The organism is Butyricicoccus faecihominis, assembly GCF_014648015.1.
GTDB classification, from domain to species: domain Bacteria; phylum Bacillota; class Clostridia; order Oscillospirales; family Butyricicoccaceae; genus Agathobaculum; species Agathobaculum butyriciproducens.
The window spans coordinates 217,518-243,702 of sequence record NZ_BMQH01000004.1 but is presented as its reverse complement, the minus strand read 5'-3'; the positions used below and the strand labels follow the sequence as shown (position 1 = coordinate 243,702).

25 protein-coding genes, 5 tRNA genes and 1 rRNA gene are annotated in these 26,185 nt (G+C 55.4%); 27 read left to right on the top strand and 4 right to left on the bottom strand.

The window, feature by feature from the left end:
* Positions 1 to 3: 3 nt before the first annotated feature.
* From IEY11_RS05910 to IEY11_RS05880, 7 genes are all read left to right on the top strand, one after another.
* Positions 4 to 78 (top strand) — tRNA-Glu (locus tag IEY11_RS05910).
* A gap of 80 nt (positions 79 to 158) precedes the next feature.
* Positions 159 to 275, top strand: a 5S ribosomal RNA gene (gene rrf, locus IEY11_RS05905).
* 27 nt (positions 276 to 302) lie between these two features.
* Positions 303 to 378: transfer RNA gene (locus IEY11_RS05900), tRNA-Asn, on the top strand.
* Positions 379 to 438: 60 nt separating this feature from the next.
* Positions 439 to 515, top strand: a tRNA-Ile gene (locus IEY11_RS05895).
* A 14-nt stretch (positions 516 to 529) separates the two neighbouring features.
* Positions 530 to 606, top strand: a tRNA-Asp gene (locus IEY11_RS05890).
* Between the two features lie 35 nt (positions 607 to 641).
* Positions 642 to 717 (top strand) — tRNA-Thr (locus tag IEY11_RS05885).
* Positions 718 to 858: 141 nt separating this feature from the next.
* Positions 859 to 1,227 (top strand): Hpt domain-containing protein, encoded by a 369-nt coding sequence (locus tag IEY11_RS05880; RefSeq protein ID WP_118360649.1) that lies wholly within the window; start codon positions 859 to 861, stop codon positions 1,225 to 1,227.
* An 8-nt stretch (positions 1,228 to 1,235) separates the two neighbouring features.
* Here IEY11_RS05880 and IEY11_RS05875 read toward each other — a convergent pair whose 3' ends face one another.
* Positions 1,236 to 1,460 carry a DUF6514 family protein gene (locus IEY11_RS05875; protein ID WP_118564449.1) on the bottom strand — a complete coding sequence of 75 codons (225 nt, stop codon included), beginning with the start codon at positions 1,458 to 1,460 and terminating at the stop codon, positions 1,236 to 1,238.
* Positions 1,461 to 1,647: 187 nt separating this feature from the next.
* On the opposite strand from IEY11_RS05875, the gene IEY11_RS05870 reads away from it, so the two are divergent.
* Positions 1,648 to 2,364: a LytR/AlgR family response regulator transcription factor gene (locus IEY11_RS05870; RefSeq protein ID WP_188886058.1), complete on the top strand. Its 717-nt coding sequence runs from the start codon at positions 1,648 to 1,650 to the stop codon at positions 2,362 to 2,364.
* A 131-nt stretch (positions 2,365 to 2,495) separates the two neighbouring features.
* Here the strand turns inward: IEY11_RS05870 and IEY11_RS05865 are convergent, their stop codons facing one another.
* Positions 2,496 to 3,293 (bottom strand): ZIP family metal transporter, encoded by a 798-nt coding sequence (locus tag IEY11_RS05865; protein WP_207727234.1) that lies wholly within the window; start codon positions 3,291 to 3,293, stop codon positions 2,496 to 2,498.
* Positions 3,294 to 3,433: 140 nt separating this feature from the next.
* Here IEY11_RS05865 and IEY11_RS05860 point away from each other — a divergent pair, with 140 nt between their 5' ends.
* The 18 genes from IEY11_RS05860 (at position 3,434) to IEY11_RS05775 (ending at position 20,525) form a co-directional block, all read left to right on the top strand.
* Positions 3,434 to 3,808, top strand: coding sequence for a DUF3783 domain-containing protein (locus IEY11_RS05860; protein WP_188886057.1), 375 nt, complete (start codon positions 3,434 to 3,436; stop codon positions 3,806 to 3,808).
* Positions 3,805 to 4,617 (top strand): DNA-3-methyladenine glycosylase family protein, encoded by an 813-nt coding sequence (locus IEY11_RS05855; RefSeq protein ID WP_188886056.1) that lies wholly within the window; start codon positions 3,805 to 3,807, stop codon positions 4,615 to 4,617. Before IEY11_RS05860 ends, IEY11_RS05855 begins: the two co-directional genes overlap by 4 nt.
* Positions 4,618 to 4,629: 12 nt before the next feature.
* A complete protein-coding gene (gene trxA / locus IEY11_RS05850; protein WP_116705145.1) occupies positions 4,630 to 4,938 on the top strand; it encodes a thioredoxin in 309 nt (102 codons plus the stop codon).
* A gap of 216 nt (positions 4,939 to 5,154) precedes the next feature.
* Complete coding sequence (locus tag IEY11_RS05845) at positions 5,155 to 7,065, top strand: glycoside hydrolase family 13 protein (protein WP_188886055.1); 1,911 nt, start codon at positions 5,155 to 5,157, stop codon at positions 7,063 to 7,065.
* A 12-nt stretch (positions 7,066 to 7,077) separates the two neighbouring features.
* Positions 7,078 to 7,617 carry an NUDIX hydrolase gene (locus tag IEY11_RS05840; protein WP_118285006.1) on the top strand — a complete coding sequence of 180 codons (540 nt, stop codon included), beginning with the start codon at positions 7,078 to 7,080 and terminating at the stop codon, positions 7,615 to 7,617.
* A gap of 40 nt (positions 7,618 to 7,657) precedes the next feature.
* Positions 7,658 to 8,353: a response regulator gene (locus IEY11_RS05835; protein WP_110436083.1), complete on the top strand. Its 696-nt coding sequence runs from the start codon at positions 7,658 to 7,660 to the stop codon at positions 8,351 to 8,353.
* Positions 8,354 to 8,356: 3 nt separating this feature from the next.
* On the top strand, positions 8,357 to 10,132 hold the full coding sequence (locus IEY11_RS05830; RefSeq protein ID WP_188886054.1) for an ATP-binding protein: 1,776 nt from the start codon (positions 8,357 to 8,359) through the stop codon (positions 10,130 to 10,132).
* Entirely contained in the window at positions 10,129 to 11,445 is a 1,317-nt protein-coding gene (locus tag IEY11_RS05825; protein ID WP_188886053.1) for a hypothetical protein, read from the top strand. Before IEY11_RS05830 ends, IEY11_RS05825 begins: the two co-directional genes overlap by 4 nt.
* Positions 11,446 to 11,468: 23 nt before the next feature.
* Positions 11,469 to 12,296 carry a hypothetical protein gene (locus IEY11_RS05820; RefSeq protein ID WP_188886052.1) on the top strand — a complete coding sequence of 276 codons (828 nt, stop codon included), beginning with the start codon at positions 11,469 to 11,471 and terminating at the stop codon, positions 12,294 to 12,296.
* 188 nt (positions 12,297 to 12,484) lie between these two features.
* Positions 12,485 to 13,771 carry a UDP-N-acetylglucosamine 1-carboxyvinyltransferase gene (locus IEY11_RS05815; protein WP_118729135.1) on the top strand — a complete coding sequence of 429 codons (1,287 nt, stop codon included), beginning with the start codon at positions 12,485 to 12,487 and terminating at the stop codon, positions 13,769 to 13,771.
* A 69-nt stretch (positions 13,772 to 13,840) separates the two neighbouring features.
* Positions 13,841 to 14,308, top strand: a complete 468-nt coding sequence (locus tag IEY11_RS05810; RefSeq protein ID WP_188886051.1) for a GNAT family N-acetyltransferase — start codon at positions 13,841 to 13,843, stop codon at positions 14,306 to 14,308.
* 22 nt (positions 14,309 to 14,330) lie between these two features.
* Positions 14,331 to 15,140 (top strand): MBL fold metallo-hydrolase, encoded by an 810-nt coding sequence (locus IEY11_RS05805; protein WP_118360657.1) that lies wholly within the window; start codon positions 14,331 to 14,333, stop codon positions 15,138 to 15,140.
* Positions 15,122 to 15,604 (top strand): 23S rRNA (pseudouridine(1915)-N(3))-methyltransferase RlmH, encoded by a 483-nt coding sequence (rlmH, locus tag IEY11_RS05800; RefSeq protein WP_110436090.1) that lies wholly within the window; start codon positions 15,122 to 15,124, stop codon positions 15,602 to 15,604. Before IEY11_RS05805 ends, rlmH begins: the two co-directional genes overlap by 19 nt.
* Before the next feature lie 13 nt (positions 15,605 to 15,617).
* Entirely contained in the window at positions 15,618 to 15,842 is a 225-nt protein-coding gene (locus IEY11_RS05795) for a hypothetical protein (RefSeq protein WP_118729133.1), read from the top strand.
* A gap of 166 nt (positions 15,843 to 16,008) precedes the next feature.
* Positions 16,009 to 16,950 (top strand): 1-phosphofructokinase family hexose kinase, encoded by a 942-nt coding sequence (locus IEY11_RS05790; protein ID WP_158557304.1) that lies wholly within the window; start codon positions 16,009 to 16,011, stop codon positions 16,948 to 16,950.
* Between the two features lie 275 nt (positions 16,951 to 17,225).
* Positions 17,226 to 18,068 (top strand): hypothetical protein, encoded by an 843-nt coding sequence (locus IEY11_RS05785; protein WP_118646382.1) that lies wholly within the window; start codon positions 17,226 to 17,228, stop codon positions 18,066 to 18,068.
* A 54-nt stretch (positions 18,069 to 18,122) separates the two neighbouring features.
* A complete protein-coding gene (locus tag IEY11_RS05780) occupies positions 18,123 to 19,871 on the top strand; it encodes an S-layer homology domain-containing protein (RefSeq protein WP_118729131.1) in 1,749 nt (582 codons plus the stop codon).
* Between the two features lie 102 nt (positions 19,872 to 19,973).
* On the top strand, positions 19,974 to 20,525 hold the full coding sequence (locus IEY11_RS05775; protein ID WP_118360663.1) for an ECF transporter S component: 552 nt from the start codon (positions 19,974 to 19,976) through the stop codon (positions 20,523 to 20,525).
* 254 nt (positions 20,526 to 20,779) lie between these two features.
* Here the strand turns inward: IEY11_RS05775 and IEY11_RS05770 are convergent, their stop codons facing one another.
* Positions 20,780 to 22,918 (bottom strand): hypothetical protein, encoded by a 2,139-nt coding sequence (locus IEY11_RS05770; RefSeq protein ID WP_188886050.1) that lies wholly within the window; start codon positions 22,916 to 22,918, stop codon positions 20,780 to 20,782.
* Positions 22,905 to 25,391 (bottom strand): efflux RND transporter permease subunit, encoded by a 2,487-nt coding sequence (locus IEY11_RS05765; protein WP_243183964.1) that lies wholly within the window; start codon positions 25,389 to 25,391, stop codon positions 22,905 to 22,907. The genes IEY11_RS05770 and IEY11_RS05765 overlap by 14 nt, the downstream gene beginning before the upstream one ends.
* A 198-nt stretch (positions 25,392 to 25,589) precedes the next feature.
* Between IEY11_RS05765 and IEY11_RS05760 the strand changes: the two genes are divergently transcribed.
* Positions 25,590 to 26,165, top strand: a complete 576-nt coding sequence (locus IEY11_RS05760) for a TetR/AcrR family transcriptional regulator (protein WP_181967672.1) — start codon at positions 25,590 to 25,592, stop codon at positions 26,163 to 26,165.
* The last annotated feature ends 20 nt before the right edge of the window (positions 26,166 to 26,185 follow it).

Sequence of the window (26,185 nt, the reverse complement as noted above, 5' to 3'; positions counted from 1 at the left end):
TATGGCCCGTTGGTCAAGCGGCTAAGACGGCGGCCTCTCACGCCGCAAACGGGAGTTCGATTCTCCCACGGGTCACCAAATTTCTTCAAGAAAGATGTTGACAGCAGGCTGATGGTATGGTATAATAACAAAGCTGCACAGGAATGTGCAACGAAATAGTAGGTGTTAATGGTGACGAGGGTACACCTGTTCCCATTCCGAACACAGTAGTTAAGCTCGTTTACGGTGACAATACTTGGCTGGCGACGGCCCGGGAAGATAACTCAACGCCTACACCTGCGGATCGCAGATCCGCTCGATATTCCTCAATAGCTCAGTTGGTAGAGCATGCGGCTGTTAACCGCAGGGTCGTTGGTTCGAGTCCAACTTGAGGAGCCATTCAGACAATGCTTTGCCGTCACTTTATCGTGACGGCAGGGTAAAGTCGATTCCCTATATGGGCCTTTAGCTCAGTTGGTTAGAGCAACCGGCTCATAACCGGTCGGTCCCGGGTTCAAGTCCCCGAAGGCCCACCAAATTAAGTTAATATGGCCCGGTAGCTCAGTTGGTTAGAGCGCTAGCCTGTCACGCTAGAGGCCGTGGGTTCAAGTCCCATCCGGGTCGCCAAAAAACGGTACCGTAATCGTGCCGTTTTTTCTTTCGCTGCTATAGCTCAGTCGGTAGAGTGCATCCTTGGTAAGGATGAGGTCACCAGTTCAAATCTGGTTAGCAGCTCCATAAAAACGCCTGATCATTTGATCAGGCGTTTTTCTTTTACTGCAAAACGCGATCTTTGTCGAGAAATGACGATAGAAAACTATTTTCATCTCTTGCCAGTCGATTTTTGAAATGATAAAATATCTGTAGGGAGATGTCGATATGTCTCTGTATAAATTTTATCGAGCGATAGATGGAGATTTTGAAGCAGCCTGCCGTCGCTTTTACAACGAGAATATGCTACAGAAATTCCTGATCCGATTTTTGGACGAGCCTTGCTGCGCGGAATTGAACGATGCCTTGGGTCGGCACGATCGCGATGCGGCAATCAAAGCGGTACACACGCTGACCGGACAGGCACGCAGCTTTGGCTTTATACGGCTGGAAAAGAAGAGCGCAGCACTGTTGCAAGCGCTGCGCGGCAATCGGGATGAGGAAATCACGGAACTGCGATACGAAGTCACGGCCGAATACATCGGCATTGTGCAGGCAATTCGCTCTCTGGCCTCTGAACTGGGCATTTTTATGTAATCTGCGTGTTAAACACCCAATGTGTCCTCAATCACATCAATCAAATGGATGGGCGACACCTGAAGCGTATTCAAGCGTTCTGTAAAGGCGCGTGCTTCCGGCTCACCGATGAACACATCGGGGACGAAGCAGGTTTGTCCGTGCTGCGGATCGTGAGCACTGATACCGAAAGATATATAAGCTCCGGTCTCAGGCGAATAGTGATTTTTTTTGATTACTTTGTAGACAAACATGATGCTTCCTCCGTCGATATTTGCTGATGTTCCCACTTCATTTGGGAACATGTTTATTTTATCAGAAGAATCACGCGGTTTTTGCTATTCTGTGAAATTGGAACAGAATCTTGTGAAATCGGCAGAATGTGTTAAGAAACCGCTAAGAAATTCGACAAAAACTGACGAGAAAGGACTGTCAATAACCATGTTGCGGGTCGCAATTTGTGATGATTCGGCGTTAGAACGAGATATCCTTGCGGATTTTCTCAGTCATTACTGCAATTCACATGCGATTGACTATTCCTACAAAATGTACGACAGCGGTGAACCGCTTTATTATGAGCTTGGGGATGGCGGATGGTTTGATATTATTCTGTTGGATATTCTGATGGACCCGCCGCTCGGCATTGACGTAGCACGCCGTCTGCGTGAGATTGGCTACAAGGGCACGATCGTATTTTGTACCGCTGCGCTGGATTTTGCACCGGACAGCTTTGAAGTTGGTGCATCCGGTTATCTGCTCGAGCCATATACCCCGAAGACGTTCGAGCGAACCATGCACCGCGTACTGTCCGATATCGTCGAGAATACATATGCGATCAAGAATCGTTCGCAGGTGCTGCACATTCCGCGCGAAGAGATTATGTATGTGGAAAGCCATAATTCACAGTGTATTCTGCATCAGGTAGGGCAAAAGACATACACATTATATAAAAAGCTCGGCGAGATTGAGCAGGAACTGACGGCTCCGTGTTTCCTGCGGTGCCACCAGAGCTTCCTTGTGAATATGAACTACGTCAAAGCTGTGGATAAGGACTTTATCCTTACAAACGACGATGTGGTGCTCATTCGCAAGAAAAATCTGAAGGAATTGCGGCAAGTCTATTTTGATTACTGCAAACAGATTCATAATAGATATTGAGGATAATCTGTATTAGGCAAAGTTAAAACACGGATTATTTGAAAAACGAAAAGCGTCCCATTGGGACGCTTTTCGTTTTTTGGGAAGGAGAAAGAAAACTTCATTTTCTATTCTCAATTCTCCATTTTCAATTATCCCAAAGCTGTATCCAGCACCATCATTACCAGAAACCCCGCCATCACACCAAGTGTGCCCGGATGCGAATGCTCACCGAGATGTGCCTCGGGAATCAACTCCTCGACCACGACGTACAGCATCGCGCCTGCGGCGGCGGACAGCAGCCACGGCATAAATGGTGTCAGCGCGGACGCGCACAGCACAACAAGCACGCCGAAGATGGGTTCGACAATGCCGGACAGCGAACCGTAAACGAACGAGCGCGTGCGGCTGAGTCCCTCCTGATGGAGCGGAAGCGCGACTGCGGCTCCTTCCGGGAAATTCTGAATGCCGATGCCGATGGCAAGCGCGCCTGCCGCTGCAAACAATCCTGCGTTGCCGGTATGCTGTGCCGCACGAGCAAATGACAGACCAACCGCCATGCCTTCCGGAATGTTGTGCAGCGTCACTGCGAGGACGAGCAGCGTTGTCCGTCGAAAGGAGGACGGCAGACCTTCGGCCTGCTCTGCGCCGCTGTGCAGGTGCGGCATTAAGCCGTCCAGCGTAAGCATAAGCAACAAACCAAGGATAAAGCCGCCTGCAGCGGGTATCCAGCCCGGCTGGCCGTTCTGCGCGGCCTCGTCAATCGCGGGAATGAGCAGACTCCAGATGGACGCGGCGATCATCACACCGGACGCGAATCCGAGGAAAATCTGCTGCATCAGAGCGCTGGACTGCCGTTTCATAAAGAATACCATGGCGGCGCCAAGCGTGGTCATCAGGAAGGTGAAGCCTGTGCCTGCGGACGCCCAAAGCAATGTCTGCTGTATCATACGCACCTCTCTTTTTAATTGGTTAGCTATTGCTAACTATAAGCATAGCACCGAACACACTTTCTGTCAATAGGGGACTTGACAGAAATGATATAATATTAGTATACAATCTTATAAGAATAAAACAGGAGGGTTCCACTATGGCGGCATCCCGTGAAAAAGTGTTATATTTCGAGCCGCAGCCGAGCGAACAGACTGCGGCGCTCAAGACCGTGCTCGTTCGCATGGGCGTGCGGATTAAGAACGTCGAAGCAGTCTCTGCCGGTCAGACGGTCGGCTTTCTGTTGAACCGCAAGGGCTTTGAGCCGACTGACGCGACTGCAGATGCGCCTTCCGCACCGATGATGGTGCTGGACGGCTTTACCGAAAAGAGACTGGACATTCTGCTCCGTGAAATGAAGGCATACGGTGTTTCCGTGCCGTACAAAGCCATGGTCACCGAGCACAACATCGGCTGGACGCTGAGCGACCTGTTTACCGAGCTGGTGCGCGAGCATGAGGCTATGCACCAATGATCGAGTGCGTACTGAACGATTTCGACATTGACCAGATCGCAAGCTCCGGTCAGTGCTTCCGCTTCCACAGGGTTGGGGATAAGTCGTACGATTTGATTGCGGGCACACACCTGCTGAATATTCAGCAGAACGGCCGGACCGTACGGTTCGACTGCGATGAAGACGAGTTTAACGCCATCTGGCGGCCGTATTTCGATCTGGATGCGGACTACGGCCGCTGCAAAGCCGCAGTTGCCAAACGTGATATCTATTTGCAGAACGCCGTTGCATACGGCGGTGGACTGCGTATTCTGCGGCAGGATCTGTGGGAAACTATTCTATGCTTTATCATCTCGCAGCAGAACAATATCGCGCGGATTACCAAGTGTGTCGAAAATTTGTGTTCCCTTTTCGGGGAAATCTGTTATAATAAGAGTGAACAGGTATACAATAGCATTCCCACGGCAGAGCGTCTGGCGACGTGCACGCCCGAGGACCTTGCGCCGGTGCGGCTCGGCTACCGCGCCAAATACATTTGCGCTGCGGCCCGGCAGGTCGCGTCCGGTGAGGTCGATCTGGAAGCTATCCGGCACATGGATTACGCCCGCGCCAAGGCCGAACTGCTGCGCTTGACCGGTGTCGGCATCAAGGTTGCGGAGTGTATCTGTCTGTTTGCGCTGCATCACATCGACGCGTTTCCGGTCGATACGCATATCCGGCAAATGCTGGACGCACACTATCCGAAAGGGTTTCCGCTGAAACGCTATAAAGGCTTTGCGGGTGTCATGCAGCAGTATGCATTTTACTATGAATTATCGCTGAAAGACTAAGGAGTGTTTAATATGGCAGTAGTAACCATTACGAAGGAAAATTTTGAGAACGAAGTGCTGAAGTCGGACAAGCCGGTCCTGCTGGATTTCTGGGCAACGTGGTGCGGTCCCTGCCGCATGGTTTCGCCGATCGTGGACGAGATCGCAAACGAGCGTGACGACATCAAGGTTGGCAAGATCAATGTAGACGAGCAGGGTGAGCTGTCCATGCAGTTCCGCATTGTCTCCATCCCGACCCTGATCGTGATGAAGAACGGCGAGGTTGCCAATAAGGCTGTCGGCGCTATGCCGAAGGAAGAAATCCTGAACCTGCTCGGCTAAAATCAAAACCGGATCCAAAGAGCTGACTCCGTTGGAGCCAGCTCTTTGCTTTGCGCCTGAAAAGTTTGTATTGAACCGGTTTTTCTTTTCTTTCGTGCGACAGCTTTTGTTTACCGTTCTGCGGTTTTGTGCTATACTAAAAGTAATACCGCCAATATTGCTGATATAATGGTAAGGTATGATTTGGCAAGAGGATATATGTTTGGAGGAGCTTGCGTGAATCGCATTTCTGATAGTATGTTTCACTCCCGCAGCGCTGCATGCAAGAAGCCGTATGGCGCGGTACCGGCAGGGCAGGCGGTCGAGTTTTCTGTTTATCCGCAGCGGGCACAGGGCGCGCTGCAGGTTACCCTTTGGATTGAGGAAGATGGCTGTCAGGCCGAGTCCCATCCGCTGCACTGGTGCGGCTATCAAGGCTCACATGATCGGTATACGGTAACCTATACGCCGCCGCATCCCGGTCTGTACTGGTATTATTTTTCGGTGGAGCTGGCGGATGGTCTGCACTACTGTGCACGCGGCTACGGCGGTCAGGCGGAGCTGCTCGAGGCGGTCGGTGATAAGTACCAGCTGACCGTGTACGACGGCGAGTACCATACGCCGCGCTGGTTCGGTGAGGGCATCACCTACAACATTTTTCCGGACCGCTTCTGCCGCGACAAGGCACCCGAGCAGCCGGAGAGTGAAGGCGTGGTCGAGCGTGTGCTGCACCAGAACTGGGACGATATTCCGGTCTATCTGCCGGATGAGCACGGCGAAATCCTCAACAACGACTTTTTCGGCGGCACGCTGCTTGGCGTATACGCCAAGCTGGATTATCTGGAGAGCCTGCACGTTACCACCATTTATTTCAATCCGATCTTTCAGGCGTATTCCAATCACCGCTACGATACCGGCGATTACAAGCGCATCGACCCGCTGCTCGGCTGTGAAGAGGACTTCCGTGCGCTGTGCAGCGAAGCCGCCAGACGCGGCATGCGCGTTGTACTGGACGGCGTGTTCAATCACACCGGCTACGACAGCCGCTATTTCAACGCTCGCGGTCACTACGACAGCGTAGGCGCGTTCCAGTCCAAGGAATCGCCGTATTTCAGCTGGTTCGACTTTCACAACTGGCCGAACGAGTACGGCTCGTGGTGGGGCATCTACACGCTCCCGCAGGTCAATGAGACCGACGGCAGCTATCAGAATTACATCATCGAGGACGAGGACAGCGTAGTCCGCCGCTGGCTGCGGCTGGGTGCGTCCGGCTGGCGGCTGGATGTTGCCGACGAGCTGCCGGACAGCTTCATCCAGAAGCTGAACGCGGCAGCCCGCAGGGAAAAATCCGATGCGCTCATCATCGGTGAGGTGTGGGAGGATGCGTCCAACAAAATCTCGTACTCCGAGCGCCGACGCTATTTCCAGGGCGGCGAACTGGATTCGGTTATGAACTACCCGCTGCGAGACGCTATTTTCGGCTTTTTGAACGGCGGCACGGCCGAGCATTTCGCGGAGAGCATGGAGTGCATCCGCGAAAACTACCCGCGGGACGTGTTCTACAACCTGATGAACGTTGTGGGTACGCATGACACCGCGCGTGCGCTCACCCTTCTCGGCGTAACCGAGAACGAGTGGAAGATGGACAGAAACGGCCGCGCACACTATCAGCTGCCGCCGGACCGTCTGGAAATCGCCTTGCGCCGCCTGCGGATGGCGGCGGTCATCCAGTTCACCATGCCGGGTTCGCCGACCATTTACTACGGTGATGAGGCAGGGCAGCAGGGCTTCGAGGACCCGTTCAACCGCCAGACCTACCCGTGGGGACACGAAAACCAGGAGCTGCTTGCGTTCTACCGTAAGCTGTGCGAAATCCGTGCCGAGGAACAGACGCTTGCGGACGGCGACCTGCAGTTCAGCGACACGACAGCCGGTGCACTGCTGCGCTATGAGCGCACGAGCGGAGACTCGCGTCTGGTGATCGCGGTCAACCGTGGACACCAGTATGTGGAAACAAAAATTGATGCGCTGTATGCGCTCGACCTGCTCAGCGGCGAGGGCTTCGCGTACGCCGATCCGGACGGTCTGATCGTATCCGTTCCGCCGGAGACCGCCTATATCCTGCGCTGTGTAAATGCAGCCGATTAAGGAGAATTTTCTATGGATATGACAGAAAAACAGCTTTCCAGCGAATATAAGTTCAGAGGCAGGATCATGACCGCTCGTGTGGACGAGGTATCGCTGCCGAACGGCAAGACCGCGCCGCGCGAGGTCTGTGAGCACGTCGGCGGTGTCGGCGTGCTGCCGATCGACAAGGACGGCAACGTTATTCTTGTGCGGCAGTTCCGCTATGCGTTCGATACCGAGCTGCTCGAAATGCCCGCCGGCAAGATGGACCACGGTCCGGAGGACGCCGAGGAATGCGGCATCCGCGAGCTGAAGGAGGAGACCGGCTGTACCGCCGGACGCATCGTGCCGCTCGGCGCGATCTATCCGTCTCCCGGCTTTCTGACCGAGGTGACCTACCTGTTTGCCGCGCTTGACCTGACCGAAGGAGAAATGCAGCCGGATGAGGACGAATTTGTCGAGGTCGTGCGCCTGCCGATCGCAGAGGTAGAAAAAATGATCGAGCGGGACGAGATCCGCGATGCCAAAACGGTGGCGGCTATGTATAGAGCAAAGCTGAAGAATCTTTACTAAGATAAGAGTGGAGATTGGAGAGTGCAGAGGAGGAAAGGGTTTGGATAAGAAAAAAATCCTTGTGGTTGAGGACGAAAAGGCCATTTCAGACATTCTGGTATTCAATTTACAGCGCGAGGGCTACGACACACTTGCGGCGTATGACGGCGCGGAAGGTCTGCGCTGCGCGCTTGAGGAAGCGCCCGACCTGATTCTGCTGGACGTGATGCTGCCCGAGATGGACGGCTTCGAGGTCTGCAGGCGGGTGCGCGCGGAAAAGGACACGCCGATCATCATGCTGACCGCCCGTGAGGAAGAGACCGACAAGGTCATGGGTCTCGAGCTGGGTGCAGACGATTATATCACCAAGCCGTTCTCTATGCGTGAGCTGATGGCGCGCGTCAAGGCGAACATGCGCCGTACCTACGCAGGAGAGGACAGGGAAAAGGCAGAAGCGCCGTCCGGCGGCGGTCTGCGTGTATCCAAGGACAACGGCATGGTGTACAAAAACGGCCATCCGCTCGAGCTTTCCGCGCGGGAATTTGACATTCTGTGCTTCCTGTCCGCTGCTCCGGGACGGGTTTTCTCCCGTGAGGAGCTGATGGAGCAGGTCTGGGGCTATGACTACTACGGCGACCTGCGTGCGGTGGACGTGGCGATCCGCCGTCTGCGCGAGAAGATCGAGGATGAACCGGCAAGTCCCAGATACATCATCACAAAAAGAGGCATGGGATATTACTTTGCTGACGGGGAGTAAGCTATGTTCCGTTCACTACACAGAAAACTGGTGCTGATTCTGGTGCTGCTGATCGTATCCGTTATGGCGGTGGTCGGCACGTTTTTGATCAACAGTATCAACACCTTCTATCTGAACAGCTTTTATGAGCAGATGCAGGCGGTGTTCACGACCGACACTATCCGCTCCATGCAGGAGGCGGCTGCCGAACCCGGCACGGATGGTCTGAAAACCATCATAGATGCACACAAGAGCCGACTCGGCATTGACGATTACCGCAACTATGCCATTCTCGACAGTGAGGGCGGCTTTCTTGACGGCTCCAACCCGAATGTATCCGTCACCCGCACGAGCAACGTCATTGCCGCAATGGCAGGAGAGACCGGAACGCGCTCGGCGGTGTCCGACAGCATTATGGACATTGCGGTGCCGCTGGACAAGAACGGCGACGGTGCGGTGGACTACATCGTGTATATCGCGGACAACAAGCGGGAGATTTCCGACCTGTCGTGGCGGTTCTTCCAGATTGTCATGCAGGCGATGATGTTCGGCCTGCTGGCGGCGATCCTGCTGTCCTTCCTGCTCAGCAAAACCATCACCACACCGATCGAGCGCATCACTGAGGGTGCGCGGTCAATCGCGGAAGGCAACTTCGATCAGGACCTCGGCGTGCAGTCGTCGGATGAGATTGGCGAGCTGACCCGTTCGTTCAATTACATGGCGCACCGTTTGAAAAACACGGTCGGCGAGGTACAGGGAGAGCGCGACAAGCTGAACACGCTGTTCCTGCACATGACCGACGGCGTAGCCGCCTTTACGACCGACGGCACGCTCATCCACATGAATCCGGCAACCGAAAATCTGCTGGGCGTGCGTGTGGAGCAGAAGCTGAGCTTTGATGAGATGTTCGCTGATCTGGACATGCCGGACACGGACGAAACCGTCTCGCGCAGCTTCCTTACGAACGAGATTACGCGATTTGGGCGCGTGCTGTCCGTCACGCTGGCGCCTTACGGCGCACTGGATGGCGAGGGCGGTGTCATCGCGGTCATTCACGATGTCACCGAGCAGCGCCGTCTGGATGACGCACGCCGCGAGTTTGTGGCAAACGTGTCGCACGAGCTGCGCACGCCGCTGACGAACATCCGCTCGTACACCGAAACGCTGCTCGATGCCGCCGGAGAGCTGCCGCTTGACATGGAAAAGCAGTTTCTGGGCGTTATTTCGAGCGAGAGCGAGCGCATGGCGCGTATTGTCACCGATCTGCTGACGCTTTCCAAGCTGGATTACGGACGGATGGAGCTGCGTATGACGCGGTTCTCGGTGTCCGATCTGCTGAAAAAGGTGACGAATGCCATGAAGCTGACCGCTGAGGACAGCGGTCACATGATCCGCATTGAGACCGAGCCGGACCTGCCGCCAATGGTCGGTGACAGGGAACGCATCGAGCAGGTTGTGGTCAATATTCTGTCCAACGCGGTCAAGTACACGCCTTCGGGCGGCAGGATCCGTCTGGCGGCAAAGCGCGCAGGCGCAAACCATGTGCGCATCACAGTTGAGGACAACGGTGTCGGCATTCCGGCGGACGATGTGCCGCGCCTGTTTGAGCGATTCTACCGCGTGGACAAGGCACGCTCGCGTGCCGCTGGCGGCACCGGACTGGGTCTGGCGATCGCCAAGGAGATCGTTGAGCAGCACGAGGGCAAGATCGCTCTGACCAGTGAATACGGCAAGGGCACGACCGTGACGATCACGCTTCCGACCGACCTCAAGCCACACGGCAGGGAGGATAAGGTATGAGAGGTGCGAAACGCTCAGCGAAGAACACAGCAAAGAATATCTCGCTTTTGGTGCTGTGCGGACTGATGGGCGTGCTGTGCGCGGTAAACTGGCTGATGGGTCTGAACATTGCGCAAATGCCCGCAGACAGCGCACTCCGCCGTCTGCACGACCGCTTTGTAGGCGGTGCGGTGGGCTATGAGATACGGTCCTCCGGTGTTTCGGCGGCGGATCCGGCACAGATGGCGCTGACCGTTGACGGCAAGCTGTACGGCGTGCAGTACAATCTGACCGATATTGACGCCGGCATCACGGCAACGCGTTCGCTGTGGTCGCAGGCGCTCACAGGTGAGGGGCTGCGGCCGGCTGATGAGAGTGAGCTGTGCACGGCTCTGCGGTCGGGCAGCTGTGCGCTGCTGCGCTACCACGGTGCGATCCCGATGCAGTCTATTGCGGGCTGGCTGGGCGGCTCGTGGAAGGATAATGACCGCCTGCAGGTCGAAACACTGGTGTATGCCGCCGGTGTGCAGCGGCTGTTTGTCCGCATGGCAGACGGCAGGCTGTATGCTGCGGATGCAGCGGTCTCGCAGAATGCGCTCGGGGAGGCACAGAAGAACTTCCGCGGTCTGTCATGCAGCTTTGCGGGAGATGCGTACGCGGTCTATCCGGAAACGCTGCTGTTCGACAGCGAGGCGCTGTCGCTTCCGGTGCTGAAACCGGCGCAGATCAACCTGTTTGCCGCACAGAGCGGCACCGGACTGGAGGATTTGCTCGGTGCATTCGGCTACACGGCCTACACGGATTTTTACAATGAGCAGGACGGAACTGTCCGCGTGTTCCTCGATGATACGAGCACGCTGCGGCTGAATGCGTCCGGTCTGGTGCAGTACGCGTCCACGGACGGCTCGGCAACGGTGAGCGCTTATGACGAAAGCGATATCACGGATGCGGCGGCGCTGGATGCACAGCTGGACTGCGCCCGGCTGATTCTCGATGCGGCGCAGCGAGCGGGCGATACGGATACGCATGCGTCGCTGTACGCGGTGGAGCGCAGCAGCGAGCAGACCACACTGATTTTTCTGCAGATGTACAGCGGCGTGCCGGTGCTCGGTGACGCGGACTTTGCAACCTTCGTATTCGATGGCAGTGCGCTGCGCACGGCAACGATTCGGCTGCAGAAATTTCAGCCGACCGGTGGCAAACGCACGGTCATGCCCGCAAAACAGGCGGCAGCCGGAGCCTCCGGCGCGGAACGCGGTCTGATGGCAGCCTACCGGGCACAGGACGGACAGTATGTACCGAGCCGGTTCTATCTGAAAAATGCGGCAGAGTGACCGCAGAAGGGAGATGAGAGCGCTTGCAATGGGATAAAGTCAAAAATATACTGATCGCAATACTGCTTACGATCAACCTGTTTCTGCTGGGCAATCTGGCGGTACGCGGCTGGCAAAGCCACCGGAGAACGAGTGAGCTTGAGGCCAATCTGCGCACGCTGGTGAGCGCCAGAGGAATGCAGCTGGATACGGCGTTCTCGTTTCCGGAGGACATCACGCTGCCCGAGCTGTCGCTCGACCGCAGCCGCGCAGATGAGGAAAAAATCGCAGCCGCCATGCTGGGCGAACACGCTGAACGCACCGAGCAGGAGGACGGCACGGTGCGCTTTGAGAGCGACAGGGGCACGCTCGAGTGGCAGGCGGACGGCAATGTGCAGGCGGACTATACGCTGACTGAATCTGCGCCGACTTCCGCATCGGAAGCGCTCGAGCAGGCGCGCCGACTGTGCAGCCGGTGGGGCTTTCAGGCCGAGCAGGCCGGCTGGACGGCGGAGGACACGGTAGTTACGCTGACCGGCTCGGTCGCCGGACTGCCGGTGCACAATCGGCGGCTGACACTGGACTTTTCTGCCGGAGACGGCTCGGTGTCGCTCGTCGGACTGTGGAGCTTCGGCACGCCGTACACCACCGCGAACGGCATCAGCATTACCTGCAGCGCAGCAGATGCTCTGCTGCAGTTTGCCGCAGAAAGCGGCGAAACCGGTAAGATTGAGTCGATGACGGCCGGTTATCGTATGCAAACCGACAGCAGCCGCCGTATTCGTCTTACACCTACTTGGAAGATTGACACCGAAACAGGCGAATATTTGGTGGATTGTGACAAAAAGACGATTATCGGTGAAGAAAACTGAAAAACTGCTTTTCTTTATCTGAAATTGTGGTAAAATGTATTAGTGAGATTTTACGCGAATGGGTTTAGCCGCTGTCGGAGCTGCCTGCAAAGAGGATCGGCACGGACAGTCATTCGCTGACATAAGATACAGTATTCGGAGAAAAACGCGGAGATTTCCGCGCCAAGGCTTAGTGAGGAGTAGGTAGATTGACAAAGTATGTAATCAACGGCGGCAAGACGCTGAATGGTGAGGTGACCATCTCCGGCGCAAAGAATGCAGCGGTCGCAATCGTTCCGGCGGCTCTGCTGGCAGATGGCCCGGTTCGTCTTGAAAACGTGCCCAAGATCATTGATGTAACGCTGCAGATGGAGATCATGCGTGAGCTGGGCGCGCAGATCCGCCAGATCAACGCCACTACGGTGGAAATCCAGAATACGCAGAACCCGAGTCTCAAGCCGCACGAGCTGGAGCGCAAGCTGCGCGCATCCTACTATCTGCTCGGCGTGCTGCTCGGCAAGTATGGCTTTGCCGAGGTAGCAATGCCCGGCGGCTGCAACTTCGGCGGCGTCCGTCCGATCGACCAGCACATCAAGGGTTTTGAAGCTCTGGGCGCAAAGGTAACGCTGCCCAAGGGCGGTTACATCCGGGTCGAGGCACCCGAGGACGGCCTGCACGGCGCACATATTTATTTTGACGTTGTTACGGTCGGCGCGACCATGAACATCATGCTCGCAGCCGTTCTGGCCAAGGGTCAGACGATTATGGAGAACTGCGCGAAGGAGCCGCACATTGTCGATCTGGCGAACTTCCTGAATGCAATGGGTGCGGATGTTAAGGGCGCCGGCACCGATGTGATCAAGATCCGCGGTGTAGAGAGCCTGCACGGCGGCAGTTACTCCATCATTCCGGATCAGATCGAGGCGGGCACCTTCATGGCAGCCGTTGCAGCCTGCGGCGGTTCGGTTCTGGTGAAGAATGTTATTCCGCGTCATCTGGAGTGCATCACCGCAAAGCTGCGCGAGATGAGCGTTGAGGTCACCGAGTTTGACGATGCGGTGCTCGTTCGCCGCGAGGGCAAGCTGACCAAGACCAACATCAAGACTCTGCCGTATCCGGGCTTCCCGACCGACATGCAGCCGCAGATGACAACGGCGCTGTGTCTGGCAGAGGGCACCAGCATCATCACCGAGGGGATCTGGGGCAGCCGCTACCGCTATACCGAGGAGCTGACCCGCATGGGTGCGAACATTCATGTGGATGGCGCGATCGCGGTTGTTGAGGGCGTCAAGGAGCTGAATGGTGCTCCGGTCCGTGCACACGACCTGCGCGCAGGCGCGGCGATGGTTATCGCTGGTCTGGCAGCCAAGGGTGTTACCGAGGTCGAGCAGGTGCAGAACATCGAGCGCGGCTATGAGACGCTCGTAGAGAAGTTTGTTGCTCTGGGTGCGGATATGTATCGCTCCGAGATTCCGGAAAGCGCCGAGAACAAGTAATTTCTAATTGTAATGAGGAAAAAAGGCGGAGGGAGCATCCTTTCGCCTTTTTTGCAGAATATAAGGCAGATGAGCAGAATGAAAGCAGAGTGTATGGTTCGGCGTGCGTCTGATGCGGACATGGATGCAGTTCTCGCTTTGGCCGCGCAGATTTTTGCGGATGAGCAGGATATTCCGAAGGAGCTGAACTTCATCCCAGCGGATAAGCAGCCGCAGTGGTGGTGCATGGAGCAGGACGGCGAACTCGTCGGCACAGCGGCCATTTACCGTGAGGGCGGGCAGTGGCACATGGGCCGTATCACGGTCGCGCACAGGCTGCGCGGACAGCACAAGGGAATTTTTCTGCTGAAACGTGTGCTGGAAGATGTTTTTGCACAGGATGTGGATAACATTTTCCTCGAAGCGAGAGACGCAACGGTGCACATTCTTACCGGATTCGGCGCGGAGATTGCCGGGGACCCGTTTGCATTCTACTGCGGAAACGTCACACCGATGATTCTAACGCGAACTGCCTTTTTGCAGCACACAAACGGATGAAAACAACTGCTGAAGGAGTACCATGGCAGAGCATTATTATTACAGTATCGCCAGCGGTTCGAGCGGCAACTGCGGCTTATATATGGCGGACGGCACCGCGATCCTGATCGATCTCGGTGTGTCGCTGCGCAGGATTACGACTGCGCTGAAGGCACTGTCGCTCACGCTGGAGGATATTTCGGCGGTGGTGCTGACGCATGAGCACATCGACCATGTGAAGGGACTGCCGATGTTTCTTAAAAAAGCGAAGGCGCCGGTGTTCGCCACTCGCGGCACAGCCGAGGCTTTCGAGGAAAAGAATCCGGAGTACGCCGACCGTCTGAACGTATTCGACAGCGGCGAGCGCTTCTGGGTCAGGGATGTGGACGTTGTGCCGTTCCCGACGCCGCATGACGCAGCTGAGAGCACGGGCTACATATTCGAGCACGGCGGCAGCCGGTTCGGCTTTGCCACCGACCTCGGCTTTGTGCCGCGCGATGCGGCCGAGCTTATGCGCGGCTGCGAAATGGTTGTGCTGGAGAGCAACCACGATCCGCATATGCTGCAGGCCGGTCCGTACCCGTATTCACTCAAGATGCGCGTTGCCGGACCGAGCGGGCACCTGTCCAATCCGGACTGCGCCGTGTTTGCAGCGGATCTGGTGAAAAGCGGCACGCGAACGCTTGTGCTGGCGCACCTGAGTGAGAAAAACAACATGCCGGAGCTGGCGCGGCAGCAAACGCTGTCGGCGCTGCGCGGACTGCCCGCGTGCGAGGTGCTCGTTGCGCCGAAGGAGCACATGGAGCATCCGGTATCATTTGGGGAGGAAAGGCTATGCTCTCTGTCCGGCTGATCTGCGTCGGAAAGCTCGGAGAAAAATTCTGGGCAGACGCTGTAAAGGAATATACCAAGCGCCTCGGTGCATATTGTAAATTAGAGATCATCGAGCTGCCCGAGCAGCGCTTGCCGCAGACGCCCTCTGAGGGCGAGATCGCGCAGGCGCTCGAAAAGGAAGCCGCGCTCATCGAGAGCAAGCTGCTGCCCGGCGCGTCTGTGATTGCGATGTGCGTGGAAGGCAAGCCGATGTCCTCTGAGCAGCTGGCGGACTATTTCGGCAAGCTGACCGTATCGGGGACAAGCAAGATCTGCGTGCTCATTGGCGGCTCGTGCGGCCTGTCCGAGCGGGTGAAAAAGAAGGCGGCGCTGCGGCTGTCCATGTCACCGATGACGTTTCCGCATCATTTAGCAAGAGTGATGGTGCTCGAGCAGATTTACCGCGCGCTCAATATCGCGGCAGGCGGCAAGTACCACAAGTGAGAAGAGGGACAGCATGACAAAAGAACAGCTCGCGGCGATCGCCGTGGTGCTGCTGCTCGGCGTAGTCTTTTTTGTGCGGCTGTACCGTCGGCAGCAGGAACCGCCGAAAGAGCCGCCAAAGCCGAGGCCGCTGCCGAAAACCGGTAAAATGCGCTGTCCGATGTGCGGCGCGGAAGCAAAAGTCACGGGCAAACAGTGGGAGTGTCCGTGGTGCGGAGACTCCGGCTGGCTCAAATAAAGTTTGGGTATAAAAACAACCCGGTTAAATGTGGCTAACATCAAGAAAAACCATTTACTTTATTCATAAGATTTTGTAAAATGTAATATAGATGAGAACGCGGTTATTCGCACGGGACAAATGCGAAGCCGCGATGAGGGAAATTATATTTCAGGAGGGGCGTCCCATGATTATCACGATAACGCTTAACGCTGCACTGGACCGTACGCAGCGTATCGAGCACCCGCTGCAGGTGGGCAAGCTTAATCGCGCGGTGTCCAGTCATCTGGAACCGGGCGGCAAGGGCATCAACGTGTCACGCGCGATCAAGGCGTTGGGCGGCAGCAGTATTGCGCTTGGCTTCAGTGCGGGCACAAACGGCCGCATTATGAAGGACATGCTGACAGCAGCGGACATTCACCACGATTTTGTTGATATTGCGGGACAACTCCGTGTCAATACGCAGATCATTGATGCGCAGGGCGGCCATACCGAGGTAAATGAGCCGGGCAACAAGCTGGATGATTCGGATTTCCTGCGTTTGCTCGACCGCATGGAGAACTATCTGGACGAGGGCAATATCTTCGTTCTGTCGGGTTCTACGCCGCCGGAGTTCCCGCTGAAGAACTACCGTAAGCTGTGCAAGACCATCAAGAAGCACGGCTGCAAGCTGATCATCGACGCACAGGGCGAGCTGCTGCAGGAGGCACTGAGGTGCGAGCCGGACTTTGTAAAGCCGAACATCTTCGAGCTGGCTGAGGCTGTAGGCGACAAGCCGTCCGCCGATCCCGAGGTCGTTGTACATTCCGCACGCAAGATGCTGGATATGGGCGCAAAGGCTGTTTGTGTTTCCATGGGTCAGGAGGGCGCTCTGCTGACCGCAAAGGACGAGCCGGAGTCGCTGTACGTTACTACCACCCCGAAAATCTACGACGAAGGTGCGGTCGGTACCGGTGATGCAATGGTCGGCGCGATTGCAAACGCTATGCACGCGGGCATGAAGTTTGACGAGGTGGCACGCTACGCTGTTGCGATGGGCCGTGCATGTGCCCGTCTGGCCGGCACCGAGATGGCCTCTCTCAAGAAGGTTTACGAGGTGTACGAGACCACGCAGGTTTACGTTCTCTGAGCTGTCGCGGAATCACGGTTCCGCCGACAAGCAGGAACGGACCGCAGGCCGTTCCAAAGTCGTCCGAAAGTTCCTATACAGAAACTTTCTTCCTCTTAAAGTCAAAAAGAGTGATATATGCTCCCTCTTTTTTGGCATTTGCAATGCAAATGCTATTTTATACGCGCTGCCGCGCGGGACGATGAAATCTGGTAGTTAGTTGAGAAATGGAGAGAACAACAGATTGTTGTTCTCTCTTTTACGCTTTTCGCAATTACTTTAAGGAGTTAACAAATATGGATAAAAAACAATTACAGCAGCGCGTCACGGAGCAGCGCCGCCGCGTACGCCGCAGACTGACCATTCGCGGCGTACTGTCGCTTCTGGTCGTGCTGACATTCATCCGCTGTGCGTTCATGCAGCGGTATGAGAATATGTTCGTGTGCGTGCTGTCGCTTGTGCTGCTGGCGATGCCGACGCTGATTGAAAAACAGCTTGCCATCGACATCCCGCCGATGATGGAAGCTATCATCTACTGCTTCATCTATGCCGCCGAGATCCTGGGTGAGATCAATTCGTTCTACACCATCATTCCCGGATGGGACACCATGCTGCACACGATAAACGGATTTCTGGTCGCGGCGGTCGGCTTCTGCCTGGTTGACCTGTTTAACCGAAGCGAACGGTTTACCTTCAAGCTGTCGCCGCTGTTCCTGGCTATCGTGGCGTTTTGCTTCTCCATGACGGTCGGCGTGCTGTGGGAATTTTTCGAGTTCACCGCCGATCAGGTGATGCACACGGACATGCAGAAGGACTATGTCGTGCACGAGGTCAACTCGGTGTCGCTCAACCCGGACGGCCTGAATGTGCCGGTGCATGTGCAGATTGAGTCGGTCAGCGTTAACGGTGAGGACTGGACGGAGCAGCTTGGCGGCTATCTGGATATTGGCCTGATCGACACGATGAAGGATCTGCAGGTCAACTGCATCGGTGCGATCGCGTTTTCCATCATCGGCTTCTTCTACGTCAAGCACCGCGGCAAGGGCAAGCTGGCAGCAGCGCTCATTCCGGTTGTGCTCGATCCCGAAAAAGAAAAAAGTAAAAAAGATGAGCGAAACAGGGAACCAAATGACGAGTGATTCCGTCTAATTCAATACTATCCCCGAAAACGATTTGAAGGAGAGTATGGAAGTATGATGAAAAAACGAATGACCGCAGGTGCGCTTGCGGCTTTGATGGCGGCAACTCTGCCGATTTCCGCGTGCGCGGCTCAGAATTCGGCACCGCAGCCGCAGCTGAATACCGCAGAGCACATGCAGTATATGAACGGCTACACGGACGGCACCTTCCGTCCGGATGCATCCATCACCCGTGCAGAGGCGAGCAAGCTGCTGGCCTCTCTGCTGGTGAACAAGGTCAAGAATGAGGACCATCTGTTTAATGACGTTTCGGTTTCCGCGTGGTATGCGGACGCTGTTCGTCAAATGACCGGTTTCGGTCTGGTGAACGGTTATACGGACGGCACGTTCAAGCCGAACGCTAAGATTACCCGTGCGGAGTTTGTAGCGATTCTGTCGCGCTTCCCGCACACCGATATCGGCACGGACAAGTCGTTCGCCGATGTACCCAAGACCAGCTGGGCGTACAACGCGGTGCAGACTGCTCTGGCTCAGGGCTGGATTTCGGCAGGCACGAATTTCCGTCCGAATGCGCCGATTACCCGTGCGGAGACGGTAACCATCCTCAACCGTGTGCTCGGCCGTCAGGCGGACGAGTTTACGATCAATACGAGTGAGGGCATCCGTATTATGCCGGACGTGCCGAACACGCACTGGGCATACTGGGATATGCTTGAGGCAACCACCGACCATAAGTTTGACAAGTCGAGCGGCTCCGAACAGTGGACCTCATTCGATAAGGAGACCACCGATTTGACGCCGGGCTGGCATAACATTGGCGGCAAGCTGTTCCATGTCAATGAGGACAAGCAGTTTGACCATGACAAGTTCATCGGCTCGCTCGAGCTTGACCACAACGGCTACTACATCACCGGCTCGACCGAACTGGACGCGCTGCTGGCTTCGGCAGTAAAGAGCGTTGTCAAGGACAGCATGACCCAGCAGCAGAAGCTGCGTGCGGTGTATGATTACGCGAAGAATACGTTCGGTTACCTCGGCATCGGCGCGGCTGACACTTCGAAGAGCGACTGGGCGCTGACCTCCGCGACTGATATGCTTAAGACCCACAAGGGCAACTGCTACTCGTGGGCGGCAGGCTTTACTTACCTCGCTCGTCAGGTCGGCTTTGACGCACAGGCGATTCCTGGAACCGGCGTTTCGCCCAAGGGCAGTGAATCGGTTCACGCGTGGACCGAGATCACCATTGACGGTACGGCGTACACCTTTGACCCGCAGATTGAAAGCGTGTATAAGAAGCGCTACAACGAGAATTACGATCTGTTCATGAAGAAGTACGGCGAGGCTGTCTGGGGTTATAAAAAGCCGGAGGTGAGCGAGCCGGAGCAGCCGGAGACCGTCAAGGTGGATAAGCAGCTTTCCGCGCTGGTGAGCAAGATTTACGGTGCGCATCCGTTTGGCGGCATGGGCGTTGCTGAGGAGGCGCTCTACAACGGCATGGGTGAGGACGGCATGAGCCGCGGCCTGTTCTGGTACCTTGGCACGGATGATATCAAGTTTGAGGCAGGCGTGGCCTCCGAGTCTATGATTACTTCGCAGGCACATTCCATCGTTGTTCTGCGCTTTGCGGATGAAAAGCAGGCCGCAGACGCAGCGGCTAAGCTCAAGACCACGGTCGACCCGCGCAAGTGGATCTGCGTAGGCGTTGATGAGGCCAAGGTTGTCTCCAAGGGCAAGCTGGTCTGCGTTGTGATGGACGACGAAAACGGCGATTACTACATCAATAATTTCAAGGCGAATGCCTGAAACTGACCTTGTGAAACTTGCGTGAACTGACACTTTCCTAAAGCCACAATATCGCATACAATAGGCTTACAGACAGAATTACTGGAAAAGAGGGTATGCGATATGACAGGAAAAAACATCAGAAAGCTTGTGCTGGCAGCACTGCTGGCGGCACTGACGGCAGTTGCTACGATGATCATCCGCATTCCGACACCGACACAGGGTTACATTCACCTCGGTGACGGCATGGTGCTGATCTGCGGCATTCTGCTCGGTCCCGGTCTGGGTGCACTGGCAGCCGGTATCGGCTCGATGATGGCGGACCTTATCGGCGGCTACATGGCATGGGTGCCCGGCACGTTTGCCATCAAGGCGCTGACCGCTCTGCTCGGCGGCTGGCTGTACCACCGCATGGCAGGCAAGGGCATGAATACGATTACCCGTGTGGTTCTGTGCGGCATTCCGGCAGAGATCGTCATGGTTCTGGGCTACTTTGTGTACGAGGTCGGCATGGAGGTCGTGATGGGCAGCAGCATGGGCGCTGCGGCAGCCGCGGTTGTTCTCGGCGTGCCGATGAATATCGTGCAGGGCATTGCGGGCATCATCGTTGGTGCGGTGCTGCTTCCGGTACTCAGTCACGCAAGCGCGGAGATGGGCGAGAAGATTCGCGCTTGATAAATGGATAGGAAAAACGGTTCCGTCTCCGGAACCGTTTTTTTATGCGAATTTTGATTTGTTATTGTGTGATTCTCTGTGGAACGGCGGGGGGACCTCACCCCGCTGTTTCTACTTGAATTGCACCAATCAACGTCGATGATATAAATGGATTTGACAAACGGTTTCACACCATACGGTTACGCAATTATCCCCAACCTGTGGATAATGAAAAAAGGACAGGAAATTTTCCTGTCCTTTTGGTCTATATGCGGTTACTCTTCCGAAACAAATACGCCGTAAATCGCGCTTGCGAGCTTCTTGAAGATATTCACGATACGCGCAAGAACGCCTTCGTCGGCAGCATCCTGATCCGAGGTGACAGCATCATCGTCATCGTCGGTCGAAATCTCCTGCGTGCGCAGGATGAACTGCAGACTGCTCGGTGTCGGGTTCATACTGCTCGTGACAGACTGCAGGTCGGCCGAGGAGTCGATATTGAGGATGTTGGTATCGTCCTCAAGGTCGGTCTTAGCGTTGTCGATGGCATTATGAATATCATCGGTCGCGTTCTGCAGCTTATTCGAGCTGTTCGAGCGGGAAGCCTTATCGAGCACATCGAGCAGGCCGTCGAGCGTGGTCTGTGTGCTGGCATCCGCGTCGCTGCGAACCGAGCGCAGCGTGCTGTTGACCGTGTCGAGCAGCTGGTAGGACGCAGTGAGCGTTTTGGTAGTGGTGCCGATCAGCTCGGTGCCCTTGTCGATGGAGGACGAGGTGATCGAGGTCAGCTGGTTGAGCGACTCGGTCAGTGCCGGAATCTCGGTCAGCTGCTGGTTGACGCGGCCAAGTGTGGTGTTGGCGAGTTCGGTCAGCTTTTTGCCCTCGGTGGTGAAGTCCTGACCGAGACCCTTGTAATCGTCGAGTACGTCGCAGATATCGTCGAGATTGTCGAGGATGGAATCCGAGGTGTCGAGGAAGCCGGACAGCGAGCTGGAGGCACTCGACAGGTTGCCGGCTGCGCTCTGCAGCGCGTCCAACAGATTCTTGGTGCTGCTGGAGATTGCGCTGAGCAGTTGACCTATGCTTGCAGCCATATCCTCAGTAATCACACCTTTTTTGACCAAGGTCGTCAATATGTTCGTCATTGCGGTATTGATAGAACCGTTCAGATCATTCAGAGCCTTGATACGGTCGTTCAGATCATTCATATCGCTCTTAATGTTCTTCAGATCCTTCTTCATATTGGAAAGATCACTCTGCAGCTCACTGATATACAGCCACTCCGAACCGGTCTTATCATCCAGATCATCCATGAGATCCTCGAGATTATTCAGCGAGGTACGGATATTCTGCAGCAGCGTCTGGTACTCGGTGATATCCGCACCGGACTCCTCGAGCGTATCGAGAATGCTGTTCGTGGTAGCGTTCAGCTTAACGAGCGTGTCCTTGGTGTTATTCAGCTCCGGGATCAGCGAATCGCTTTCGCCGGTCAGCTTTTCCAGAGCGGTCAGCGCGGCATCCGTTTTGGGATCAATCGTGCCGCGGTCCTTGATCAGCTGCTGGCGCACGGCATTGATGCCCGAAATACCGCTCGACATCGTACCCATGCCGTTCTGCATGGACTGCATGGTGTCGAGCATGCTGCTCATGCCGGAGTACAGGCTGTCGCCGGAATCGCTTAGGCGGTCCTTGACGTCCTTCAGGTCGGAGATGATATCCAGCGAGGACAGGGTAGCCGGCGTCATAAACATGAACATACCCATGTTCTCAAAGTTATCCGAGCCGATACGCACGGTGAACGTGCTTTCCTCGCCCGGCATACCCATGAATACGACCAGCTTGTAGGTTCCCACGGACTGAACCTGTGCACCCGGTGCATCAATGGAAAGCGCCTTGCTCATGTCGATACCGGTGCCGCAGACGAGCATCATATTGTTTTTGTAGTAGTCGCTCGCGTAGCTGTTCGGCACCGCGTGAATGGTGATCTCTACCAGACCGTTTGCGCCTGCACAGTCCTCCGCCTTGACCGAAACGCCGTTCAGCTTGTAGGAAACATCAAAGTTCCACGGCATCTGGATATTGACCTTGTCGGTCGGAATGCACTCATAGTAGAAGCGCTGCTTGCTGGTGTCGGACAGCTTCCAGTACACCGAATTGTCTTTGATGACCGGCTCGTCGTAGGTGCTCATGTTGTACACATCTGCGTAGCTGCCGAAATCGGTGAACTCGGTGTGGCCGTTCAGGCTGACACCCTTTACGATGCGCGTATTGGTCGGCGCACCGTAGTAATCCATGTTGATATATACCGATTCGTCGGTTTCTACCGTGGGCGCGGCGGCCTGTGCCGCCTGCGGCAGTGTGAACGCAAGAACAAGCGAGGCTGCGGTCAGTCGGCGCAGCTTATCTGTTTTCATGGTCGTTCTCCTCCGTATTATCGTTCTGGTTGTCGTTCTGGCTGTTGTTCGGTTTGTTTTTGTCGCTGCCGAGGCGCTGGGCCAGATGTTCAAGCTGCTCCTTACGCATCTCAATGCGGTTATGGATACGCATACGCAGCTTTTTGCCAATCATGCGCTTGTGTGCAGATTCTTCGGTCTGCTGCTGTTTGGACGGGTCCTGCGTCGGCGGAGTGTAGTTCTGCGGCAGCTTGAAGCCCTCGCCGTTCATCAGGTTCTTGAGCTTGAGGTGCAGTTCCTTGTTGCGCGCCTTGCGGTTCTCGCGGATCTGGTTCTGCAGGTTGACGCGCTGCTGACGCAGCTCGCTCAGAATCGGAAGCTTGATCTTGGTCGCGCGGATCTTGTTCATCTTGGCGTGCTTCTTTTCTGCGTAATCCGACTTGACGATCCAGCGGTCGAACAGCATCAGGCACATCGGCAGGAAGAACAGGACCAGAATAACCGAAATCAGTGCACCGCGGCCGATCAGCTGGCCCAGACCGGAAATCGCTTCGACCGAGGTCATGAAGTACAGACCGTAGGCAACCGTCATAACGATCAGGCCGGAGGTCATAACCGATTCGGCGCTGACCGATACCGCCCGTATGGCGGCTTCCTTTTTATCCCCTTGTGAGCGGGCATCCAGATAGTTGCCGGTCATCAATATTGAATAGTCAACCGTCGCGCCCAGCTGGATACAGCCGACGATGATAAAGCCGAGGTACATGGTTCGCTGACCGTAAATGTACGGCAGAGCGGTGTTGATGAAGATCGCGCATTCAATCGGGATGAGCACGACGATCGGCAGGATCAGTGCCTTGTAGGTGATCGCGATAACGAGTGCTACACCCAGCAGGGAAACGATGTTGACGCGGTTGTAGTCCGGTACAATAATATCCTTAATATCCTGCGTGGACGGCGTTACGCCGACAAGGTAGGTCGTTTCGTTCGGGTAATACTTGTCAATGATCGCGCGGATGTCGTCCGAAAATTTGAAGGCATCGTCACTTTCACCGGCGGAACGCACGTTGATGATCACGCGTGCCCAGTTTTTCGAGTGCATCAGGCTGGTGATGTTCTCCGGCAGGAAATCCTCGGGAATGCCTTCCGGCAGAACGGACGACAGGCTGAGCGCGTACTTGACGTAGGACAGGTCGTCGATCTCCTCGGTCATCTTTTTCTCGGTGATGTTGCTGTCGGGCGGGACAAGCGCGATCATCATGTTGCTTTTGCCGAACTTGGCATTCATCTGCTGCTCGGCCTCGTAAACCGGTGTACCGGGTGAGTTTGCAACGGCCTCGTTGCCGTAAGAGAAATTCGCCATACCCTGTGCAATGTAGCACGGAATGATGATGATAACAACCACAAGAAATACGATGCGACGGATTTTGTACGCAAATTCACCGATGCCGCGGCCCTGTTTGGGGATAAACGGACGGTGCTGCGTCTTGGCAATGATGTTCTGCGAACGCAGGATGAGCGCCGGCATGAGCAGCAGCACGGTCAGCAGACTGAGCGCGATGCCCTTTGCCAGTACGAAGCCCATATCCGGGCCGATGCCGAAGTTCATCAGTGCCATGGCGGCAAAGCCGACGATGGTCGTCATGCCGGAAGCACCGATGGATGAAAAGGCGGTTCGCCAGGCGTTCGCCATCGCCTGTTCGGGTTCTGCACCGGTTGCGCGCTCCTGCGTGAAGGCGTGCAGCAGGAAGATGGAGTAGTCCATCGAGCAGGCCAGCTGCAGCACCGCACCAACGGCGTTGGACAGGAACGAAATCTCGCCGAAGATGATGTTCGTGCCCATGTTGATGAGGATTGCAATGCCGAGCACGGACAGGAACAGCACCGGCTCAAACCACGAGGTGGTCGTGATCGTCAGAATGATGTAAATAATGACGACGGCCAGTGCCATAACACGGGCGACCTCTTTGTTAATGGTCGGGCCGAGGTTGGTATCCGATACAGCGGAGCCTGCTACCAGACCTTTATCGCCGACGATGTTTTCAATCTCATGCACCGCCTTGTGGGTCTGGTTGGACGAGTCCTTGTCGGTGAAGATAACATCCATATAGGCGGTGTTATCCTTGTAGTAGTCGTCGATATTGTCGTAGTTGATGAATTCGCTCGAGCCGTAGATATTGGTGGCCATATCGCACCACATGACCATATCCACGCCGTCAACGTCCGCGATGCGGTCCTTTATATTTTTGGCTTCGTACAGCGTCACATCCTCCAGCATGACGCGGCCCATGCCGGGATAGGTAAATTCGTCCTCCATGATGTCCAGCGCCTGTGCGGACGGAGAGGAATCCGGCAGGTATTTTGTTAAATCGTAGTTGATCCCAACCATCGGCACACAGATCAAACTGAAGATGACCAGTACGATATAAATCTTTTCAATCAGTTTTCGATTGTTAATGATCAGGTCAACAGGGCTATGTCCTTTAAGTTTCACAAAGAAAACACCATCTTTCTCAGAAATAGATATTGTGTAGGATTTCTTTTCGTGATATAGTATAGTACATAAGGATAACGAACGCAATAATCAAATATGATAAGAGTGAATGATAATGCACATAAATATTATATGTGTTCGTTAAAATGCAAATTACGGAAATGGAACGGAAAAACAATATGAATGGAGTGGGATACCATGGCAGAAGTGGAGGATAAGCGCATCCGACGAACGAAAAAGCTGCTGCGGCAGGCACTGACGCGGCTGATGCAGCAGAAGGACTTCCAGAGCATCACCGTGACCGACGTAGTGCGCGAAGCGGATATCAACCGCGGCACATTTTATGCGCATTATCGGGACGTGTATGACCTGCGCGATAAGATCGAGACAGGGATGATCGAGGATTTCCGCGGGATGATCGCAGCCATCCGTCCGAGTGAGACGGTAACGCTCAAGCTGGTGCTCAGCCGTCTGATGGATTATCTGGAGGAGAATCGTGAGATCGTCACCGCACTCATCAAGGTCAATGCGCCGGATGGTTTCGGCAAAAAGATGATCGGCGTTATCGAGGAATGCCGCATGGAGCTGCTGCCGTACCGCAGTGTCGAGGATGCGTATGCTGCACGCTTTCTTGCGACCGGCGTCATCGGCATGACCGAAAAGTGGATCACCGAGTCGCAGCCCATCCCGAAGACCGAGATGGTCAGCCTGATCACTAAGCTGCTGACACCGCTGACACCGTTGGTGCCGCAGTCGGATGCAGCGCAGAACTGAGTAAATCAGTAGGAATTTAA

Coding starts and splice junctions, on each gene's coding strand:
- IEY11_RS05880 (WP_118360649.1), top strand. CDS start 859: ATGTCTCTGTATAAATTTTATCGAGCGATAGATGGAGATTTTGAAGCA.
- IEY11_RS05875 (WP_118564449.1), bottom strand. CDS start 1,460: ATGTTTGTCTACAAAGTAATCAAAAAAAATCACTATTCGCCTGAGACC.
- IEY11_RS05870 (WP_188886058.1), top strand. CDS start 1,648: ATGTTGCGGGTCGCAATTTGTGATGATTCGGCGTTAGAACGAGATATC.
- IEY11_RS05865 (WP_207727234.1), bottom strand. CDS start 3,293: ATGATACAGCAGACATTGCTTTGGGCGTCCGCAGGCACAGGCTTCACC.
- IEY11_RS05860 (WP_188886057.1), top strand. CDS start 3,434: ATGGCGGCATCCCGTGAAAAAGTGTTATATTTCGAGCCGCAGCCGAGC.
- IEY11_RS05855 (WP_188886056.1), top strand. CDS start 3,805: ATGATCGAGTGCGTACTGAACGATTTCGACATTGACCAGATCGCAAGC.
- trxA (WP_116705145.1), top strand. CDS start 4,630: ATGGCAGTAGTAACCATTACGAAGGAAAATTTTGAGAACGAAGTGCTG.
- IEY11_RS05840 (WP_118285006.1), top strand. CDS start 7,078: ATGGATATGACAGAAAAACAGCTTTCCAGCGAATATAAGTTCAGAGGC.
- IEY11_RS05830 (WP_188886054.1), top strand. CDS start 8,357: ATGTTCCGTTCACTACACAGAAAACTGGTGCTGATTCTGGTGCTGCTG.
- IEY11_RS05825 (WP_188886053.1), top strand. CDS start 10,129: ATGAGAGGTGCGAAACGCTCAGCGAAGAACACAGCAAAGAATATCTCG.
- IEY11_RS05810 (WP_188886051.1), top strand. CDS start 13,841: ATGAGCAGAATGAAAGCAGAGTGTATGGTTCGGCGTGCGTCTGATGCG.
- IEY11_RS05805 (WP_118360657.1), top strand. CDS start 14,331: ATGGCAGAGCATTATTATTACAGTATCGCCAGCGGTTCGAGCGGCAAC.
- rlmH (WP_110436090.1), top strand. CDS start 15,122: ATGCTCTCTGTCCGGCTGATCTGCGTCGGAAAGCTCGGAGAAAAATTC.
- IEY11_RS05795 (WP_118729133.1), top strand. CDS start 15,618: ATGACAAAAGAACAGCTCGCGGCGATCGCCGTGGTGCTGCTGCTCGGC.
- IEY11_RS05790 (WP_158557304.1), top strand. CDS start 16,009: ATGATTATCACGATAACGCTTAACGCTGCACTGGACCGTACGCAGCGT.
- IEY11_RS05785 (WP_118646382.1), top strand. CDS start 17,226: ATGGATAAAAAACAATTACAGCAGCGCGTCACGGAGCAGCGCCGCCGC.
- IEY11_RS05780 (WP_118729131.1), top strand. CDS start 18,123: ATGATGAAAAAACGAATGACCGCAGGTGCGCTTGCGGCTTTGATGGCG.
- IEY11_RS05775 (WP_118360663.1), top strand. CDS start 19,974: ATGACAGGAAAAAACATCAGAAAGCTTGTGCTGGCAGCACTGCTGGCG.
- IEY11_RS05770 (WP_188886050.1), bottom strand. CDS start 22,918: ATGAAAACAGATAAGCTGCGCCGACTGACCGCAGCCTCGCTTGTTCTT.
- IEY11_RS05760 (WP_181967672.1), top strand. CDS start 25,590: ATGGCAGAAGTGGAGGATAAGCGCATCCGACGAACGAAAAAGCTGCTG.